The 20814-nt window shown below is 33.4% G+C and carries 20 protein-coding genes; 15 read left to right on the forward strand and 5 right to left on the reverse strand.

Annotation, left to right across the window (positions count from 1 at the left end):
* The first annotated feature begins 75 nt into the window (after window positions 1-75).
* The 8 genes from ACICP9_RS03120 (at window position 76) to ACICP9_RS03155 (ending at window position 7888) form a co-directional block, all read left to right on the forward strand.
* Window positions 76-498 (forward strand): response regulator, encoded by a 423-nt coding sequence (locus ACICP9_RS03120; protein WP_395498766.1) that lies wholly within the window; start codon window positions 76-78, stop codon window positions 496-498.
* A 174-nt stretch (window positions 499-672) separates the two neighbouring features.
* Window positions 673-1512 carry a DNA replication terminus site-binding protein gene (locus tag ACICP9_RS03125; RefSeq protein ID WP_395498768.1) on the forward strand — a complete coding sequence of 280 codons (840 nt, stop codon included), beginning with the start codon at window positions 673-675 and terminating at the stop codon, window positions 1510-1512.
* Between the two features lie 496 nt (window positions 1513-2008).
* Window positions 2009-4057, forward strand: a complete 2049-nt coding sequence (locus ACICP9_RS03130; protein ID WP_395498770.1) for a hypothetical protein — start codon at window positions 2009-2011, stop codon at window positions 4055-4057.
* Between the two features lie 156 nt (window positions 4058-4213).
* Complete coding sequence (locus ACICP9_RS03135; RefSeq protein ID WP_395498772.1) at window positions 4214-4825, forward strand: HAD-IB family phosphatase; 612 nt, start codon at window positions 4214-4216, stop codon at window positions 4823-4825.
* Window positions 4798-5508: an NTP transferase domain-containing protein gene (locus ACICP9_RS03140; RefSeq protein ID WP_395498774.1), complete on the forward strand. Its 711-nt coding sequence runs from the start codon at window positions 4798-4800 to the stop codon at window positions 5506-5508. Before ACICP9_RS03135 ends, ACICP9_RS03140 begins: the two co-directional genes overlap by 28 nt.
* The gene (locus ACICP9_RS03145; protein WP_395498776.1) at window positions 5462-6094 is read left to right on the forward strand and encodes a class I SAM-dependent methyltransferase; all 633 of its coding nucleotides are present in this window, start codon (window positions 5462-5464) and stop codon (window positions 6092-6094) included. The genes ACICP9_RS03140 and ACICP9_RS03145 overlap by 47 nt, the downstream gene beginning before the upstream one ends.
* A gap of 5 nt (window positions 6095-6099) precedes the next feature.
* Window positions 6100-6915: a hypothetical protein gene (locus ACICP9_RS03150; RefSeq protein WP_395498778.1), complete on the forward strand. Its 816-nt coding sequence runs from the start codon at window positions 6100-6102 to the stop codon at window positions 6913-6915.
* Window positions 6905-7888 (forward strand): hypothetical protein, encoded by a 984-nt coding sequence (locus ACICP9_RS03155; RefSeq protein ID WP_395498780.1) that lies wholly within the window; start codon window positions 6905-6907, stop codon window positions 7886-7888. The genes ACICP9_RS03150 and ACICP9_RS03155 overlap by 11 nt, the downstream gene beginning before the upstream one ends.
* A 127-nt stretch (window positions 7889-8015) precedes the next feature.
* Here the strand turns inward: ACICP9_RS03155 and ACICP9_RS03160 are convergent, their stop codons facing one another.
* The 3 genes from ACICP9_RS03160 to ACICP9_RS03170 form a co-directional block, all read right to left on the reverse strand.
* Window positions 8016-8177 (reverse strand): hypothetical protein, encoded by a 162-nt coding sequence (locus tag ACICP9_RS03160; protein WP_395498782.1) that lies wholly within the window; start codon window positions 8175-8177, stop codon window positions 8016-8018.
* Window positions 8178-8436: 259 nt separating this feature from the next.
* Window positions 8437-9378, reverse strand: coding sequence for a hypothetical protein (locus tag ACICP9_RS03165; protein ID WP_395498784.1), 942 nt, complete (start codon window positions 9376-9378; stop codon window positions 8437-8439).
* Between the two features lie 70 nt (window positions 9379-9448).
* Window positions 9449-11086: an anthrax toxin-like adenylyl cyclase domain-containing protein gene (locus tag ACICP9_RS03170; RefSeq protein WP_395498786.1), complete on the reverse strand. Its 1638-nt coding sequence runs from the start codon at window positions 11084-11086 to the stop codon at window positions 9449-9451.
* A gap of 366 nt (window positions 11087-11452) precedes the next feature.
* Here ACICP9_RS03170 and ACICP9_RS03175 point away from each other — a divergent pair, with 366 nt between their 5' ends.
* Window positions 11453-12130 carry a DUF2490 domain-containing protein gene (locus tag ACICP9_RS03175; protein ID WP_395498788.1) on the forward strand — a complete coding sequence of 226 codons (678 nt, stop codon included), beginning with the start codon at window positions 11453-11455 and terminating at the stop codon, window positions 12128-12130.
* 337 nt (window positions 12131-12467) lie between these two features.
* Here the strand turns inward: ACICP9_RS03175 and ACICP9_RS03180 are convergent, their stop codons facing one another.
* Together ACICP9_RS03180 and ACICP9_RS03185 are read right to left on the reverse strand one after the other, a co-directional pair.
* Window positions 12468-13082 (reverse strand): hypothetical protein, encoded by a 615-nt coding sequence (locus ACICP9_RS03180; RefSeq protein WP_395498790.1) that lies wholly within the window; start codon window positions 13080-13082, stop codon window positions 12468-12470.
* Between the two features lie 10 nt (window positions 13083-13092).
* On the reverse strand, window positions 13093-13233 hold the full coding sequence (locus ACICP9_RS03185) for a hypothetical protein (protein ID WP_395498792.1): 141 nt from the start codon (window positions 13231-13233) through the stop codon (window positions 13093-13095).
* A 159-nt stretch (window positions 13234-13392) separates the two neighbouring features.
* On the opposite strand from ACICP9_RS03185, the gene ACICP9_RS03190 reads away from it, so the two are divergent.
* From ACICP9_RS03190 to ACICP9_RS03215, 6 genes are all read left to right on the forward strand, one after another.
* Entirely contained in the window at window positions 13393-13761 is a 369-nt protein-coding gene (locus tag ACICP9_RS03190) for a hypothetical protein (protein WP_395498794.1), read from the forward strand.
* A gap of 51 nt (window positions 13762-13812) precedes the next feature.
* Complete coding sequence (locus ACICP9_RS03195) at window positions 13813-15777, forward strand: alkyl/aryl-sulfatase (protein WP_395498796.1); 1965 nt, start codon at window positions 13813-13815, stop codon at window positions 15775-15777.
* A 128-nt stretch (window positions 15778-15905) separates the two neighbouring features.
* The gene (locus ACICP9_RS03200; RefSeq protein ID WP_395498798.1) at window positions 15906-17048 is read left to right on the forward strand and encodes a hypothetical protein; all 1143 of its coding nucleotides are present in this window, start codon (window positions 15906-15908) and stop codon (window positions 17046-17048) included.
* 350 nt (window positions 17049-17398) lie between these two features.
* Window positions 17399-19015, forward strand: coding sequence for a TULIP family P47-like protein (locus tag ACICP9_RS03205; protein ID WP_395498800.1), 1617 nt, complete (start codon window positions 17399-17401; stop codon window positions 19013-19015).
* A 24-nt stretch (window positions 19016-19039) separates the two neighbouring features.
* On the forward strand, window positions 19040-20320 hold the full coding sequence (locus ACICP9_RS03210) for a TULIP family P47-like protein (protein WP_395498802.1): 1281 nt from the start codon (window positions 19040-19042) through the stop codon (window positions 20318-20320).
* 47 nt (window positions 20321-20367) lie between these two features.
* Window positions 20368-20814, forward strand: a complete 447-nt coding sequence (locus ACICP9_RS03215) for a hypothetical protein (RefSeq protein WP_395498804.1) — start codon at window positions 20368-20370, stop codon at window positions 20812-20814.

Raw genomic sequence — 20814 nt, forward strand, 5'->3', positions numbered from 1 at the left:
ATTATAATTCTCGTTGATGGTAGATAGTAATGTATGCATTAAAAAAATAAAATTTAAAAATTAATGGATGATTTTATGAATAGTCTTGAAAAACAACCCACCTTAGAAGAACGTTCCGCTCTATTGATAGAGGATGATATTTTTTGTCAAAAGGTGCAAAGCCATTGTCTCAGTGAGTTAGGATACACAGTCGAAATTGCAGGCGATGCAAAAACAGCAATTGATCGTGTCGAGCATTATGTTTATCATCTTATTATATTAGATTTAGGCTTACCCGATCAATCCGGTGAATTAGTCATTCGGGCTACACGTGAGTTCGCCACCAACCAACAAACACCACTTATCGTAGCCACAGCCCATGCTGATGGCCCTATGCAGCAAAAGTGCCTATATTTAGGCGCTGACGTGGTGTTTATTAAACCCTTTAACAAACAAACCTTGGCTAGAGCTATTGATTTTTGTCATTCTCGGATCGAAGAATTGGCTCGAATTAATTAGCATCAAGCTTAAAAATCAGATAATTAAAGGTTTCTATAGTTTATCCCATAACCAATTTAAGTAGATTAAAAATAATTGTGTTAAGTGGTTTATTTTAGATTATATTATTAGAGTTAAAATATGTTTCTTGGTTATGGGATAATTAATTAGCTAAATCTTTTTAAAGGAGGGAATGTGTTAATAGATTTTGCACCCCAATTCATTAGCTGTTTTAAATCGTTATTACAAACTCTCGATAGCTGTAAGTCACATATTCAAACCAAGCTCATTGAATTACCACTATGGGTGGATAATGGCGCCGATGAATTTGTTAACCATCGCGATAAAGTTATCTTCGCCCTAGGAAACTTTAGTCCGACCCAGGGTTTATCTCCCCAAGAAACTTTTAAATGTCCAGGTGTTGTCGCCGGCACGAAAGAAACTTTAGGGCTTATTGATGAGGTTAATCAGGCTAAAAGTACTTTTAAACAACTCGTACGTACATGCCACCAAACGATGCAACATGATATCACTAAATTTGTCCGTGACACCTTGGCGCATGCCGGTTATCCAGGTATTAAACTGAAACAAGTTTTTCGGCATATTATTTATATTAACTATCATCCGCGACGCATTGCTTGGGCTAAAGGAAAACACACCACCAGTAAACAATTATCAAAACAAGCTTCAGAAAAATTACTCGACAAAGCAGGGCAGGGCTTACATATTGAAATACAAAAAGCAAAATTAAGTGCCTTATCTCATCAAACTAAACTCATTAAACATCGCGCTATTAAACCTGGTTGGGTAGTAAATATTGGTGCATTTAAAGAGAACAATTACTCTGTGTATGAAGATATTCGCACCGCTTTACCTTTATTTTATTTACATGATCAGCAATTGCCGAATCCTATCGTCTGTTTTAGTAAGCCGCGTGTAGAAGATCGTAAGATGCGTGTAGATAAGCAAATCGAATCGGTTGCTTTTTTACCGTCGATCAGTGTGTATCGATATAAAAAAGAAGTGATTAATTAATTATAAATTAAATATCAAGTCACCCAATTATTAATTAAATACATAATAGGTTGTAGTTTATTCTGCAACATGCTTAAATTTTATTGACTTTATTTTTTTATTAAAAAATAAGTCGTCATCTGAATACAAATTTTAAAAAACTTGAGGGAATATTATGTTAAAAGATGAGGCAAAGTCGAGAAAAAAGCTTGTCGGTAAGCAACGTAAAATCGAAAAACAATTACCGCATAACAAAAACGAAGCTGCCCATATCAACTTGCCCACACCAAAAATCTGTCGATCCTCCTCTTATTGTACAAGACCTTAATAAAAAAGTTGGAGATATAAGTTACTCTAGCTTATCTCCTTATTCTAACACCTAAATCCATACTCTAGGCTTAAGCTTTCCTAATAAAGGTTTAATTTTATCTTAAGCTCAAGAAGCTACACTTAATTAAGAGTCAAGTAGCGTGCTTGGCTGAAGGAAATTTAAATCGATCAATGCAATGGGGGTCTTATGTTTGAAACGCATGTCGCATCAGCACTAAGAAATTTACAGGATAGAAACTTTCACCAATTTCTCAGTAATTCACGTCGTATAGGTCGTCTGATTAAAAAGGAATGGGATGCTAAACTTTATCAAGAAAAGAATAAGACTGCTGAAAAATATAAATTTACTTCAAATCCTGTATTTAAAGAATTTTTGGTCACGGTGATCGACGGAAAGTCTAACACAAAAACTGAGCCAACTTATATTAATGAGCTTAAAAGCAAATTATCGGATCTAGCACTTTTTTTAATGATATGGAAAGACGATCCGTATCTTTCAGAAGAGTTTGAAATAGAACAGTCAAACTTATCAAAAACTGAAAAAAAAGAGAGAAAAAAGCTACGTCAACTGATAAAGTATAAATCATCTCTCGATAAAGACGATCGCTATGCAATCAATATCGCTCTTCAAACCATGGCATTTATTCTTTGTCAGCAAAGTAACAACTTTATAAAACAGGAAGAAAAAACTAAAGAGATTCATGCTATCGATTTTGAATGGAAAAATAGTATTAACTTCTTTAAAAGATTAAACAATAAACAAAAATTAATTCAATATATTTCCATTCATATTAAGAAACTCAATAAATTTGCAGCTTATCGAAGCCTTAGTATCAACGAAGAGTCGCCTTTAAACCGACAAGAAATAGAAAAAATGGGTGAAGCTATTGCCGCTTTTCAAACATCCAATAAAAAGAAAAAGTTCCTCAAATATGCTGGAATCCTGCTGGCATTCATTGCCGCATTAGCGTGCGGTATCTCAATCGGTGCGGCTATTATTTTATTGTTTCCCACCTTGTCAATAACTGCATTCATCTTAGGAGGATTAATTACGCTATTTGGGTTTACAGCAAATTTTGGCTTTTTTTCTAAGAATTTTCCTGACTTTATACTAAACCTAGTAAAAAAAGGAGGTATTAGTGAATATATTGATATTGATGGGAATCGTAAGCAATTTTCTAGAACTTACAAATATCTATTAACACCCTTACTGACATTAGCTTCACTCACCGTAGGCGCAGGAACTACAGCACTTACCTATATCACTATTTTAGGGTTAATTGGGAAATTATTACCCATACTCGCCATCATCTGGCCGCCTCTGCCATTAATTATTGTCGGTGTTTTAGCGGTTGCGGTGGGCATTGCTTTGACGGTTGCGACACTAACCGCCTCGCTAGAATTATTAAAAAAAGTTGCCGCTTTAAACATGAATTTAAAAGAATTAAGTCACTATACCTATAAGAACTGCATAGAATGGTTCAAAAATTTAAAGAATTTAAAGACCCATGAAAAAGTCGGTTTAGTTATTATGTTAGTGTTGCTCCCGGTGGGATTAGCGGGTTTAGCCTATTATCGTTACACTGCTGGTGTTGATTTATCAATCTTTATTGGAATAACCGGTGCTATCGTTATGGGAATTGTGGCCTATATTGCGCAAATGGCTTTTATATGTTTATCCATTAACAAATTAAAAAATGCCTTAATAAAACCTTTTTCATCCACTGCAACTCAGCAAGCAATGGGTATACCCCTTTCTAAAAGCTTATTAAGCCGAGCAAAATCTTTTTTCTCTAATATTTGGTATACACTCGGTCTTTCTATCAATGCGCTGGGTAATTCTGTATTAGTTTATGATGGTTCTTCTGTGTCAGTTGCAGGAGCCGTAGCCTGTGGAGTTAATTCTTTTAGCGGAAACATGCTTAAACCTGATACGAATCAGCAGAAAAGAAAAACAGCCACAAAGGCGTTGATTAATGAAATAGAAAATTTTAATACTCGCAAAGAGGATGAATCTGAGTTAGCTGATAATTCTAATAATCTAGAAGCAAAACAACTCAAATCCAGTTCTAATCCTCTCTATCCGAACAATAGTAGCCTTCCTAGTCCAACTAAATCTGAGAGTGAGTTTACCGCTACTATGAATTCTAGTTTTTGGGAAACGCAAAAAAAAGAAGATTTTAATCCAGATGAACCGCTTAATTACAGAAGTGGTATATCTGTTCTAACTAACTAGTAAAAGAATTAATCCAATTTGCTCTAGTTAAAATTTTGAAATAATATTGCCCTCAATTACTAGTTGACAGGTTAATTACGAGTTGTTTAATATAATCGACAATTTTAAGCAATTGAATTGCTATTAAAAGTATTTATTTTTTTGATCGGATTATAAATGACAGGATGTATTTTTCTAGTCGATTTAGATGGCACCTTAACTCGACGTGAACTTTTGCCACTTATTGCTAAAAAGTTCAACCTAGAAGAAACTATCAAAGAGTTAACCTACCAGTGTATACGAGGAGAAATTCCTTTTGTAGAAGGTTTTTTGCGAAGAGTTGAGATACTAAAATCTATCCCTATCAGCCATATACAAGAAATTATAGAAAGCGTATCACTTAACGAAAGTCTAGTTAGCTTTATGCAAAACAATGCAGATAGGTGTTATGTTGTCACGGGAAACCTTGATGTGTTGGTAAAGCCCTTATGTGATAAATTGAAAATCTCTTCGTATACTTCCATAGCTATTCATAAAAATGACTTTATTCAGGGTGTGAAATCTGTTTTAAATAAAAAACAGGTTATTGAAAAATTGAGAAAATATTTTTCCAATAGGCGATTTGTCGCTATTGGAGAAGGGCATAATGATGCTGAAATGATGGGTTTAGCCGATGTAGCCATCGCCTATGGTTGTGTGCATCCACCGGCAAATTCTGTTATGGCGACGGCTTCGCATGTCATTTTTGACGAGGAAATTTTATGCAATTTTCTAAAACAGCTGTCTTAAATTGTGCAGGTCTTGGAAGCCGTTTAGGTCTTGGTAGAACGAAGGCATTGCTTTACCTAGAAGGGAGACCTTTAATTCATTGGCAATTAGACTTGCTTAAAGAGGTAAAAGATGTGCGTATTGTCATTGGCTTTGAGGCTCAAGAAGTTATAAATACTGTTTTAGCGATACGAAGTGATGTCTTATTTGTTTTTAATCATGATTATTATTCAACCAAAACAGGCTTTAGCTTGGCTTTAGCGGCCGCATATACTGATAATTTTGTCATTTCATTAGACGGAGATTTATTAGTTCACCCTGAAGATTTTAAGTATTTTTTGTCACTTGACGAGGAATGTTTAGCTTATACTGAAATTAATACCGATCAACCTTGTTATATCGAACTTGAAAATAAAAATAATAAAGAATATATCACTCAATTTACGACGAAAAAAAAATCCTATGAATGGACTGGATTAGTGCAAATACACGCTTCAAAAATAAAACCGACTAATTCACATATCTACAAAATGCTTACCCCTTACTTACCTTTGCCCGCAGTAAGAATTAAATCACAAGAGATTGATACTTTATCGGATTATAACAGAGCAATACATTGGTTAAGAACTGTTTACCCAAAAAACAACGAGGAAAACTATGTTGAGCAAGGAGAAAATCGAAAAATTTTGGCAGAGTCGATCTGAATTAAAAGATCCAAGATTGGCTACTCACTTTAAACACGATGATGCACTTCACTATGATTTAAATTTTATTTTAAAATATACCTGTTCGCAGGACCAGGTATTAGATCTAGGTTGCGGCACAGGTGCTATCACTAACGCATTAGAACCGCATGTAAGTAAAATAATTGCAGTAGACAAAAGTGCTTATTTTCTGGAATTTTGTATTGATTCACCAAAAATAATAAAAAAAACAGCTGATCTTCCTAATTATTCTGATAATAATCAATATGATTTGATATTACTTTTTGGTGTTCTAAATTATTTAAATGATAGAGAGGTTTCTCAGCTTTACAAAATCTGCTATGACCTTCTAAAAGAAAAAGGTAAGTTATTAATTAAGCATACATGCGGTATCAACCAAAATGTACTTGTAGATGATTATTCTGAAACATTAGGTCAGCATTATCATGCTTTGTATCGTTCTCTTATTAATGATCGTAATTTAATGTCAGAATTTTTCCAAAAACATTTAGTCGTAGATATTTACCCTGCTCATCTTAATCCTTGGGAAAATACCCATTTTTATGCCTTTGTACTAGAAAAATGAGTTTTATGATTTTTCCTGTAACTCAACTGTTCAAAAAAATTGGCTATTATTTTATATTACCTATAAAAATTTTAAAAAAGCTTATACTTCCTGTTAAAGATCAAGATCTTGATAATGATTTAGCCTGTAAGCGTATTTTTAGAAGAAACAAACTAGATATTATTCTTGATAATCATTATTCACCTGAAGAGGGAAGAGATTTGTTAAATATTTTTTTAAAAGTAAAAAATTCTTTTTCCATTAATAATAATAACATAATTATTTCCAGAAACTCTTCATTGAATGGATATTTAACAACGATAATTAATCATCTGAATTTAAAACCTATTGCGCTCTGCAAAGATTTTAATCTTTTTTTACTGAAATTATCAAAAGTTTCAACAATTTATTTACTGGATCCAAGTTTTTCTCTTTTTCTTTTTAGAGATATTCCTTATTTAACTAAACTAAGAATGAACTGCCAAGATGAATTAATTATTGCGATAAAGATTTATATTCCAGGTAAAAAAATAGTTAGCCTCGGAAATTTTAAAAGAAAAAATTATGTTAAGACCTTTTATGTTGAAAAAGATGAGTTATATTATACCGATCATTATATAAGGTGGTTTTTGCATAATATAGGATTCTTTGAAGTATTAGGGCCTTTTACTACCACCTATCCTAGAGAACATTGTATACGAAGCCGCTTAATTGCAGAAAATGGACACTATGCTATTACTTCCGATAAAAAAATACATCCTACATTTAAAGGTATCTCTATTTACAGGGCTAGTACAAAAACTTTTTTCAATTACTTAGAAAAACTTTCAAATGAAAACTAGATTATATGTTTTTATGGGCTTAGGTTGTGAATATGTTTTGAGCCCATTAGTCGATTTTTTAAGATCTCGACAGTGTGAATGTATAGGAATCGATTTAATGTCAATAGCTTTTTCCTTGTCAGATTGGAAACGCCTTGCAAAACGAGAGATTATATTTATAACAAGCTCTCATTTAGAAAGAGGGAACGAACGCATCCAACTTCTTTCGAAGTCAGCTGCTAGTAGATATATATCTGATATTTTACCTCCACTTGAATTATTAGATATCCTAAAGCCGATTAAATCTATTTACATTCCTCATGATTTAACAACACCACTCGGTTGCTACGAATGGAAATTTATCGATCAATTTGATTTATTTTTTAATCCTATTTCCTTTTTTTCTGTTTATTCAGGTTTAACCGAAATTAAAGAAATGGGATGGATTAAATATGCGCCTAGCATAAAAACCTTACCTTCTGATTTTGTACCGAGAAAAAAAATAATTTTTGTTTCTATTTTTGAACATTTACAAGATTTTTATGGATTAAAAGGATTATTTCAATATTTTGAACCTTTACTGGATGAAGATACCGCTATTAAATTTCCGTTATGGGACAATCATAAAGAGGTAGAAGCTTATTTTAAAAAAAATAGTGTTGCCCAAGTATGTGAAGCTCACTGGAATTCTATAGAAATTATAAAGTGTTTCGATATCGTTATTAGCAATCATGTGTCTTCTACATTAATGGAAGCGGTTTTTTTAAATAAAAAAGTAGTTTGTTTAGAAAGTGATATTGCAACACCGCATCCTCATTATCAACGTAGTTTTTTAGGGCATTTACCGAATTTAGAATTTTTTCCTTATTTTGTTCCTAAAACAATTTCCTCTATAAATAGCTATTTGGAATCTAAAGTGCTTAAGAGGTTAACGCCTGAAGAGATGCTAAAACCGTTTGATTTTAGTCAAGCTTATGAATTAATCACCGCATAAAGATAAAATTAGTTTCGGATTGATATTAAAGATTGATATTAAATCGGACTCGTCAATATTTTATAATATTAATCTTACGTCTTTATCTAAGCAAAAAGATAACGCGCTGTAAAAATAATATTATGTGCTACGAACCTGTGCTTGCTCGGTAATCAAGAGAATCTCCAACCCCTAAGGCAGCATACCAATGCGGTTGTTCCTTGATATCAATCAAATTGTTAGCCCATGCTAAACGATTAACTGATAGTAATAAGATTGCGAACATCCATAAACGCAAATGACATCCCATTACCTTACAAGGACTCACTGATCTATTAAACCGGATCAAGATCGTTTAATAGAACAAGAAAGGGCATTAGTCGAGGCAAAACGACGCGTTGAACAAGGGCAACAGCGATTATCACGTGTAACCAAACCGCTAGTAGGATTTTTTAATTTAATCACTCGAGATCAGGTTGATCAACAAGATCCGTTGATTGAAACACCAAAAAAGATCCAGAATGGAAAATATCCCATAAGTTTAAATTAAATTTATGGGATATTGATTATTAATGTGTCAATCTCTTAGTTAGAGATGTCGAATTAATGACTTGATTATACAAGTTCTGCAAGGTTTGACCTTTATCAGGTCCATCGATAATTTGTTTAGATAATAGTGTTTTTCCAATGTAACTCATTTTATCTCTCAAATTTGTATGGTTTTTTAATATTTTCTGGCCAACCTCTTCATCAGTTAATAAATAGTATAATGTACCTTTATGCGTAGTTTGATTTACGAATTGTTTGAGGCTATCTTCCGATAATCTTTCCCCAATAAGAGTGCATAGGGCACTATTTTCTTTTAAGATTTCTCTTCCTTCAACATTAGAGAGCAACAAGTAACTCACCGAATTAAATTCTTGCTGATTAGCCGTAGTGTGTGTAATGAACTGGTTGATAGTTATTTCATTAAAGGCACCCTTTATGTCCGTTAACTTTTTAACGATCAGCTTTAATTGGGAAGTTTGTATGGAATTCCGTAAAAAATAGGCCATAAGTTGTGGCTGGATTTTTAGTGCATATAAAATTAATTTTTGTTTTTTTGTTGTGAAATTATCTAAAAATATAAAACTCAAGTTTTCTTTTAGCTCTAATTTTTGATGAGTATAGTTATAGTTTAGTATTTTCTCTATGGTTGTTAATGGCATTTTTAGCTTACCTTCACAAAGTAAACTAAAAATGACCTCACGAGGAAGGTATTGATTACAAACCAAAAGCTGATTTTTTTGTATCGCTTCATAGATGCTTTTTTTCATGTCATTAGCTTCTAGAATTTGGTTTTTACTGTCAAGAGGAATTTTACACTTTGGGCAGTTTAAATTTTCAGCTAACTTATCTTGCAAAGCTTCTTTTTCGAAAATATGTTTTTTATCATTGCATAGCAAATAAACGGGATCAAAAAAAAACTTTTTAGAAATAGGGCACACATAAGGGCTTTCTTCTTGTAGCATAAACTTTCCTTTGATTTTTTAGGAAAAGTATTTTTATTTATTATAACATTAATATTTAAAAATAACTTTTTTATAGTTTAAATAGCATCGAGGCTGTTAATTCTTCTATGGTTTCTAATGATAACTTCAGCAAACCTTCATTTATACCGGCTTTAAATTTGATTTTATCTAATTTATTATCATGGATGCATGTTTCAGCCAAACTCAATAATTCATTCAGCCTTTCTTTAGTTTGATGTTGCTGTAAACTCTCAAAATTTTCAAAGTTAATTATTGTTGCGGAAAGTTCAGAAAAACCCGGTATATCTTCTTTGAGTTGTGTTACAAGCCACTGAATTTGGAAAAAAACGTCATCTGTTAACAAGCCTTTACTTAATAGTTTATCTAATACGTTACACCATTGGCTTACTAACACTGAATTAGTCAATAAACATGATTTGATACTTTTGAAAAAATCTTTAAATTGAATATGAATATTATGCTTCATAGTGAGTAATACTACATAAGTTATTTCTTTTATTAAGGTTGAATCAGTTATACCGATGGCTGTAAATATATCTCTTAAGGAATTTTTCAAAATTTCTGGATTATTTTTTAAATGCTCTAAACGAATTATTTTCTGATAGAAATCTTCTTTAGCTGCTAATTGAACCGCTTGTTCCCATAAAGGGTTCGCTTCAACGCGAAATTCATGCTGTTTAATAGCTTCGATAAAATCAACAAACTCTTTTGCAGAATCAATTAATACTATTTCAGGTAGTCCCTTAAGTTTAGGTAGCAAAGCCGTTATTGGATAATTTGCTGTCGGATCACTAGCAGGTGAACCAGCATCATCATTATGATGAATGCACTCTAAATAATCTCCCTTATTTAAGACTTGATTCAATTCACTAAGTATTTTTATTGTTTCAGGAGCAATATTACCTAAATTTGGGATTTCTCGGCCATAGAAGTTTTTTTCATTTTCCATAGAACGACGCTGTTCGATAGGAGAAAGTCTCCGATGACGTTCCCTTAAAGTTACATCAGGGTTAGGTCTAATATTATCTTGACTAAAATCCTTCCAGGTACGAAAAATAGCTAATAAGTCATAATCAGCAATCAGCGGCCTATTTAAATGCATGTCTGCTAAAACTTGAAATGATTTCTTTTCAGCCGTATAGAGAGCATATTCCATGGCATTAATTTTTTTTGCATAACATAATTCAGATTTATTACTTGTAAAAGGGGGACGAGGACAATTAATTCTCAAATATTCATCTTCTTGGCCTTGCAGAAAAATAAATTTTTTATTCTGTAATTCTTGAAAACGTTTTTCAGAGATTGTTAAGTGGATAGCCTGCGCAAATTTGTTTATTATACAAGCTTGAACCTCTTTATTGGCTTTTTTTATTTTCTCAGGATTACTGCTATTTAATTTACTATATGCTTGATCGATAGGAATAAAACCCGCCCATGCACCCCATGAAGATGATTTTCCTTTAATATTAAAATTTTTAGTTGGAAATCTCCCTTGTTCATGTAAGGCCTTAGTCAGTACTTCAACGGGTCGAATAAGTAAAACAATATTTTTTTCTTGAACTCGTTTTAATAAAGCAAGTAAATCTTTTTTAGGAATACCTTGGTTTTTATGATGAAAAACTTCGCTTAATTCAGGACTATTTTTTGTCAAATCTTTAATATTAAATTTAGGCTTGAGAAAAAACATAATAACAACCACCCTTATAAGAAAGACTATTTTTTCTTTTAAAATTTATTATAAATTAATATTATTAACATTAAATTAAGTAATTTTTTAAAATTTAATTGTCGTAAATTTGTTTAATTGATAATAAAACATGATATATAATAGTCTTATCCCATAGGATGATATACTCTAGATTATTATGGATAAGGTGAATAAGCTCAAAAGAGTCATTGGATACCTATGCTTATTATCCGATGTGGCAAACCATGCTGTACTCTGATGCTTGCTGTGACCCTGGCCATTTTCAGGGAAAATTTATTATTTAATTATTTTTACGAATTGATGTCTATTACTTAAATTAAATTAATAGAGATAGCATTTTATATAATGATGAAATTCAACTATATTTTTGGCTTATTTTTACTGCTTTTTACCACAACATGTTTTGCGTTGGAGCAAAATGAAAAACTTTGGTTAGGGATAAATACACAGAAAAGTTTTTCTGAAGAGAGTCCGTGGCTTTATTTAATTTCATCCGAATTAAGATTTATTCATAAAAATTATCCCTGGCAAACGGCCTATCTCGAGGGCGGTTTGGGTCGAAAAATTTTATTTAATACACGTATCTGGTTTGGTTATCGATGGTCAGGTCACGAACCTTATCATCAATTTTATCAAGAAAATCGTTTGTTTCAGCAATTTATTTGGCCTATTCACCCAAATGAATCCGTTGGTTTTGTTTCACGATCACGATTAGAAGAGATAATGCGTGGGAATCAAAGTCAAATAGCTCTTCAACTTCGAGAAAGAATTTCATTTGAAATGAAATATCGCTTCGTAAGAATAATAAATCCTTACTTTTATGATGAGCTTTTTTTTCGTCTCAATAGAACAAATTATACATCGAATAGTTTATTGAGAGAAAATAGGTTATTTCTTGGTATTAATTTTCACCTATCCACTACCCAATTTTTAGAAATAGGCTATATTAATCAATATCAATCCCAAACTCCATTAAAACAAAATCAGATCAATCATATTTTATCTTTTATCTATAATTTTTAATTAATTATGAGTATGGCTAATTTCAATTTAATTTTTATCCGCTGAGCTTTGGTCTTGGAAAAATCGGCAAAATGGTAAAAAATCATCTATAATTTTTTTATATGATACAAAGCCTCATTTCATCTGTTCTATTATGTTTAGCTTTTAATGTCTATGCCAATGAAATGGCTTTTAAAGAGGCATCTCAATGGACCCAACAAAAAAATCAACCTTCTATCAGCGTTTTCCGTGAATTCTCTGAGAGTTGATTGAATTCTTTGCATTCTGCGGTTCTTTGGTTTAGAACCAAAAGCAGCATTTGTTGGTAAGATTCGGATAAGAAAATAGGTTAAATAGCTTATTGCAGGTGTTCACTGAAATGCCCTACGACTAACTCCATCAAACTCGAATTTTTTCTAATGTGACCAAGCAATAGTTTCTTTATAGCGCAGCGTCTCCTCCCTTGTAGCGCTCTCTTTAAAAAAGGTTCTTTATTAGGGGGTATTTCAAATAAGTTCACGTTAGCTTTAAGTAAAGCCTCTATGGCTTTTGCATTTTTTGTTTCCAATGCCTTTTCAAGTAAAAGATAACCCACTGTTTTTCCTTGCGTTGAAATGAATGTATCCAAATGCAATTGAAATAAGGCAGAATATTCTTTCACGTAAGCACTATAATCTCCATAGACCTTCGGGAATACATAGATTTCCTCTAGCCACATTTCTTTTTCACAATTTAATAGTGCCAACTCTCTTTGACTGCTTAACAAAAATTCAAAACATGTATTAAATCTCGATTTATGCCCTTCTTCCCCATAATCTAAGTTTCTTTTTTGTTGTATAACTCTAACTTCATTGACCTCGGCTAAAGCTTCGAGTGCTACATCCAGTAACCTCTCTTGTGGTAATTGTTCTTTTTTAAATCGTATCCAGCAAGGCTCCGATAAGCGCTGATTGATCTGATTATAAATTTCCATCAATGCCCAATTATCCACAGGCTCTGTCTGATAAAGCAGAATAAGCCTCTGTATCAAGTGGTGTCGTTCCAAAAGCTAAGTATTTCAAATTCGAATGTTCGATAAATACATGGCTTAGCTGTTTCCACTCATAACGATTAGATGTCCACAATCCAAAACTTTCCTACCGAATCATCGCATAAAACGGGAAGTGGTGATTTTAATATTTTCGCTGCCTATTTATTGAATACAGGAAATCCATCAGTAAGCTTGGCGTCGGTCCTTTGCTTGTCGCACCCACAGCAAGCCCCAGTGTTTTAGGAAATAACCAATGGCAAGGAGGGCTTGCAATCGTGTATTCAATGGGAGATCAAAAAAAATTCAATTTGGCGGATTAATGACGTATCAGGCCGATTTTACAGGTAACAAAAACAGAGAACATACCAGTCTGCTTACTCTACAGCCGTTTGCATTCTATCAATTAGGTCAAGGTTATTATTTAAGGACAGCACCGACTTGGATATTCAATTTTTTTCCCAATAGCCATGTTATTCCATTGAGCATTGGTCTTGGAAAAGTCAGCAAAATTGGGAAAACTATCTATAATCTCTTTATTGAAGCACAATTTTCAATTTCTCATAAGGGAGCAGGGCAGCCTTTAACGCAAATTTATGCTGCACTCAACTTACAATTTATTTGATCCTAATAATAAAGAGTCATGCTTTTTTATTTTACTTATAGGATTGCAGTTATGTTTTTGAAAATGATTCCCTTTTTTTTATTAGTGTTGGGCTTGAATGTCTATGCAGACGATTTAACGCCAAAAGCAGCATCTCAATTTACCAAATCAGCCAACCAATCCTTCCTCAATAAACTTCCCTTCCATAATAAAAAAGCTTTTGACGATGCAAAAGCTCATTTTATAGGAAATGCTCCCGATTTAGAGATTAAAAATAAACACGGTCAGGTGATTTGGTCGATGAAAAACTATGCGTTTATCCCAGCCTCTTTCCAAGCTCCTTCGACCGTGAATCCAAGTCTTTGGCATCAAGCAAGACTCAACATGAATTATGGTCTTTATCACGTTAAGGATAATATTTATCAAGTACGGGGTTATGATCTTTCTAACATGGATATTATTGAGGGAAAAGAAGGCCTTATTATCATCGATCCATTACTCACTGAAGAAACTGCAAATGCAGCACTTGCGTTATATTATCAGCACCGGCCTAAAAAGCCGGTTATTGCGGTTATTTATACGCATAGTCACGCGGATCATTATGGCGGTGTGAAGGGGATCGTAACCCCTGAATCGGTTGCAAACGGAAAAGTAAAAATAATAGCCCCAGAAGGCTTTTTAAGCGCCGCTGTAAGTGAAAATGTTTATGCAGGAAATGCAATGAGCCGGCGCGCAACCTATATGTATGGTGCATTATTGCCCAAAAGCGAAACAGGCCAGATTGATGCTGGTTTAGGAAAAACAATATCACTGGGAAATATCAGCTTAATTCCGCCTACTGATGTTATTCGTAAAACAGGTGAAAAACGAATGATTGACGGCGTCGAGATGGTATTTCAAATGGCGCCCCATACTGAAGCTCCGGCTGAAATGCTTATTTATTTCCCAAAACAGCGGGCATTATGCATGGCAGAAGATGCGACTCATACCTTACACAATCTTTATACCTTGCGAGGAGCACAAGTTAGAGATCCCGTGAGTTGGTGGAAAACAATCAATGAAGCAATTGAACGGTGGGGGAACCAATCTGATGTGGTATTTGCTCAACATCATTGGCCCATGTGGGGTACGGAAAACATTGTGAATTATTTAAAAAAACAAAGAGATCTTTACAAATATATCCACGATCAAACACTTCATATGATAAATCAAGGGTATACCCTAACAGAAGTGGGTAATCGGCTTACATTACCCCCATCGTTAGCGAGTGAATGGTATAATCGAGGCTACTATGGTTCCGTGAGTCATAATGCGAAAGCAGTTTATCAACGTTATATCGGTTGGTATGATTCCAATCCGGCCCATCTCAATCCTTTATCCCCCGCAGAAGCCGGAAAACGCTATGTTGAATTTATGGGAGGAGAAGAAGCCGTTATCCACAAAGCACGGGAATACTACCAAAAAGGGGAATATCGGTGGGTGGCTGAAGTCCTGAATCACGTTGTTTTTGCCAATCCTAATAACAAAGCGGCACGTTACTTAGAAGCAGATGCTTTTGAACAACTGGGTTATCAATCCGAAAATGCAACCTGGCGAAATGAATATTTGATGGGGGCTTACGAACTCCGTCATGGTGTCCCTCAAGTGGCGGGAACTGAAACAGCGAGCCCCGATACAATACGTGCGATGCCCATAGAAATGTATCTTGATTTTATGGGTATTCGATTGAATAGCCATAAAGCAGAAGGTAAAAAATTTAAAATTAATCTCAATTTAACGGATAAAAACAAATCCTATGCACTTGAAATAGACCATTCAGTATTGATTTATACGCCCAATAAACACTTTAAAGATGCCGATGTGAGCTTAAATCTTAAAAGAAGTACGTTTGATAAGCTCACCTTAAAACAAGAAAATATGATGCACGATATATCAACTGGTGATATTAAATTAGAAGGTAACCAACAAAAGCTTGATGCATTTATGGATTTATTTGATAATTTTCCGCCTATGTTTAATATTATTACGCCGAATTAAATAAACGTATTTTTATTGATTGTGAATTTTTCCATTTTATAATTTTATAATTTTATAATTTTATTAAATATTGTAAACTATAAATTATAAAAATAGCTAACGGAAAAAATATTACGGAAATCAACACAATGAAAAAAAACACGGCAGGTAGAATTAAAACATTCGAAAATAAGGAAACTAAATTTCCCGTTCATTCTCCTGAAAATTTATTGGAAACCCAAGAACAAGAGAAGAAAAAGAAAGCTCAAGTAGCGGGTGCGCCTACGCCAAAACCGAGACGAACAAAAAAATTTTTACCGGCTGAACAAACAGAATATACTAATGTTCCTTTAAGCAAAGCAGAGGCGGGAGCTTATTCGCTTTATAAGAGCCACCATCCCTATGATGACTCAACACAAGACTATTATTCTAACGCATCTTATGTTGGTTCAGAAAAGTCTGAATATGAAAATCTTTTGCTTCAAGAGGTTACGGATGATACGTGCGCTTATATCGATCCAGAAGGATTTTCTTTAACACTGCCTAAAAAACAACCCGGATACAGTCCCTATGACGATTCTCAACCCAGTGAATATTATCCTGAGCGACAATCCGTTGATTCAGAAAAGTCTGAATATGCGAATCTTTTATTGGTTGATGAAACGAATGATGTGCGTATTTATCTTGATCCTGAAAAAAATTGTATGGTTATTCCTAAAAAGAAAATTGGACATGAATCTCTAGAAGCGAGTTCATCGAGAAAGGATGCTTCACCTTCCTGTGTTGATCCTATAAACACACAAAAAAAGCAAACAAAAAAATCAGCAATGATTCCAAAAACAGATAAAGTATATTATACTGAGCTTGATTTAACGCCATCTAATCAACATTTATTTGCACTGAATCCTTCCTTCATAAACCAAAAAAAATTAGAAACAAAGTATCAACTTGACTCTTACGATCAATTAGCGCCAGTCCAAAAACAGCAAAAAAAAAATCAGCGATCACGAAGTGGAAAGCCCATAGAAACGGTCTCGAGTTTAATGAGAAATCCCGTTGTAAAAAAGAAAAAAAATAGAAGAAAAGCGAATTATCCGGGTTCCTTATCGACTGCATTTCGGAACCTTGAAATTTCAACAATACACGAGGAGGCCGTTGCCTCCGGAATCCAACAGGACCATGAAGAGACTCGACCTGGTTTTTTCTCTAAAAATAAAGAAAAAAGCGCTGAAAGTAATACTCCAAGCAGTCAATCGATTTCCGATTTTCCCTTTCGAAAAGCAAATAAATAAGCATTGGATTTTCGTAAAGTATCGCGGGTTGTTTTACAGAAATTAAATTTTATAAAAAATCACTTTTAGATTTCCTCTCTCAAATTATCTTGTGAAATATTGTTGATTCTTACCCAGTTATTAAGAAAAAAACATATAAAGAATAGGATATTACGTATTTGTTTTTTATTTGAAATTAAATAAAATAGTATAAAGTATTATTTAACAAGGAGTAAAATTTACTTACATTTATCTAAATCTAATGTATTAGATTTTATCTGTCGATAATTGAGATATAAATAATAAATTAATTGTCATCATTGTAAAAATAAAAAATAAGAATTTATAAAAAAATTATATGGAGAAAAAAAATGGCTTCTATATCGACAAGTGGTTGGGATGTTGTCAGTGTCACAGATATTGATACGATGAATAAAATAATTAATTTAGAAGGTAAAGAACTTTATCCATCAGAATTTGAAGAAAGTATTACGATTGTAAATTATGATTTAAAAATAGTTGGAAAATGGGATACATGGGAGATGTTACATGAAGCAAGTGGAAAAAAAATTTCTTTTAGATGTCGTATAAAAGATGGTGACGTTGAATTTTATAACAAACACTATGAAATGAATGCAAATGGAACATTATCCTACCTAGATATAGAGGTGGCTTTAGATGGAATAGTGGATGACCCCAAAAAATGGATTGAAAATGATAAGACATCGATTCTTATGGCTACAACGCAGTGTTTCAAATTAATGATTACACAAAAAGAGAAAATAATTGTTACTTCTTCAACGTTTACAAATGAACAAATTGTTAATAACAATTTAGCTTTACTTTGTGAAAGCGCTTTCCAACTTTGGTTTAATAATAATATTGAAGCTTTTGGACAAATATTTTCAATAGTACTTATCGGCTTGGAAGCAAGTCAGGGAGATTTTCAATGGCTTAAACCTTCTGCGTATAGCTATGCTGCAAATAATTCTATTGATGGTAAAACAGCAGCTTTTGGAACATTGGCATTAATTGATGGAAAAACAGATATTAATGAGCGACAACAGACAATCGATGTAGGTGCTTTGCAGATTGTTAAGCCCTTCGGTGCAAATGCTGCACTCATTATCAGTAAGACCATGTTTGTTAAACATATTCTACTTAAGGCAGCAGTCAATCTTATTAAAAATACGACCGAAGAAGACTTCGAAATTAGCGAAACCGGCTTATCACTTTCAAACAAAAAAGAGATGGTTTGGCAAGATTTCGAAGGTGAGGATGGAATATGGTCACCCCTTATACCTAAAAATTCTTTTATTTTAACACTTCAATCTGATCATATTCATATCAACATTTCTAATGCACATTATCGTCCGCGTGCTGGCGTTACCGTCTATATGAGTCTTGAACAAAATTTTAAATATAAAGTTGAAAAAAACAAAAAAGGAGAACCTATTTTTGTTCCCGATGAAAAAGACATGGGGGAAGCTCATGTATATTGTCATGTAGAATTAGATAAGTGGTTAAATTGGTTAAGTCTAGTAACAGGAATTATCACTTCGATAGCCTCAGTATTTGCCTTAGGTATAGGGGTAGCAGGAGCGATTTCCAAAGGTGCTCAAGCGACTCTCATTGGTAGTGAAGCAACGAGAACAGCCAGTTTTAGTTTTAAATTATTGGGTATGCCAATAAATTTAGAAAAATTGGCCCCAATAGCCATCGATATCCAAAACGGTATTGCTAGAAATCCTACCGTTTTTAATGCGGTTAAACTGGGAGTCACAATTACTGCGGCAACAACCGGTATTACCTTTGGTGCAATTACTTTAGCAAATGCGATTTATAAGGATAAGTATAATGATGTACCCTCTTTCCGTGTCTTTGCTGATAATCTAACAGGCGCCATTCAATGGCCTAGAGTAGACAATATGGAACTAAAATCAGCAACGTTAGCGGATAGTTTTGTCATCGGACTGAATATTACCTAATAATAAAAGGAGTAAAAAATGGATATGTATAACTGGGACATTGTCTGTGCAACTTCATGTGAAGCGGTTAATTGCGAACTTGAACAATCTCGAAATTTAATGATTAGCGACTTTTCTTATACACACGATAGTGGTGATTATATAACGGGCGTGTTTGGTAACTGGCAGATTGTACCCGGAGGTAGCTCACAACGCATTAATTTTATCACACCTATAAAAAAAGGAAAACTGTCAACGACAATTGCCGGAAAGAAAATAGACATTATTGTTGACGGGATTTGTCCTAAGCTCGAAATTGAACTTACCTTTGTAGGAACTGATATAAATACTGAGACACAGCTTCGATTCAACTGCAAAAACGTCATTACCAAGCGGTCGTTATTACGGTCTGGGGAGGGTAATATTGTCATTTTAGAGGATGATATCAATGATCTTTTTCCAAGTAATGAAAAATTTTCTTCAGCAATTTTCAGTCAACGCATGGCAGAGATGATTGTAGACAATCAAGAAAAACTCAAATTTGTTTTTTCTTATCTCGTAAATCTTCCAAGCGGTAGTGAAATTAGTTGGATGAAACCCTGTATAATTCAGTATTCATATAACGAATCTATCAATGGTAAATTAGGTTCATTAGGTATTCTTGCTATTTTGGAAATTAATAAAAAACCACCTAAGATAGCCGATCTACAACTTCAATTTGATCCTTTTTTAATTGCAGAAGGATCGTCAGTAGGTTTCGCTATCGCAAAATGGGCATTTGTTGAGCGAGTAATTTTACCGGGTTTACCCGGGTTATTTAAGGGATCGAGTATTTCTAATTTTAAAATAAATGAAATGCATACTATCGGAAACAATGGGCTTATCCCTTTGGAAAAAGTTTCCACCGGATATAGACCTTATTTCGATAATGCGACGATAAAAATTTTAGATAACAAAATTGTAATTATTAATACCACAGGTCGATGTGATGTCGTTAAAAAGAGTAGTTATGTTACTTTCTCCCTTTCAGGGATCTATTCCGTTTATTTACATCAGGATAATAACATTCCTACAGTTCGTCTAAGTTATACGTCTAAACCCTCTTTGCTTGTTGATTCTCACGTCGATCCCAGCGTTTGGATATTTTGGATTTTAGGGGGGTTTACGGTGCACGCGATTATTCAAGGTATCGAAGGTCAGATGCGTTCACGTGCTTGGGATTTCGAAGGTCATTCGCTTAAATTTGATATTTTCCCCATTGAAATGAATAATAAAACCACTTATAAAAAATGTGGTTTAGCTGAAAATTTCTATATGAATGGATAAATGGAGTGTGAATAATCTAAAAAAATTGATTAGCTAGAGATAATTAAATGAACCGTTCATTGTTTAGTGATATTAAAGAATTCAGTAGAATCGAGCTGATTGGAGAGTGTTTAAATACTTTTGGATCAATCTGTCCTTATAGTAATAAATTTTATATTTTTTTTATAGCGAGAGATTCAAACTATAATTCTGTAATGCTAGAAGAAAAAGATATAATCTATGCAGTTCAGAATAAAAAAATTAGGCTTGTCCATTATCTTACGGGAGACGAATATACTTTAGGAATCGTACTAGAAAATCCACAAGGAGATATGTTTACATTAACTAATTTTTTTAGAAAGAAGGAGGTTAATGTCATGGAAATTGTTGCTGGAAAATTTTCTGGTTATGCACCTATCAGCGTAGTCTTTGACCTTTCTAATGAAATCATAATCTCTACCGAGTTTATGTCATTTTCTGGCTTTGAGTGCAGGGCACTGGTCTATCAAAAATAA

Origin of the sequence: Rickettsiella endosymbiont of Litargus connexus (genome assembly GCF_964277335.1) — a bacterium.
GTDB classification, from domain to species: domain Bacteria; phylum Pseudomonadota; class Gammaproteobacteria; order Diplorickettsiales; family Diplorickettsiaceae; genus Aquirickettsiella; species Aquirickettsiella isopodorum.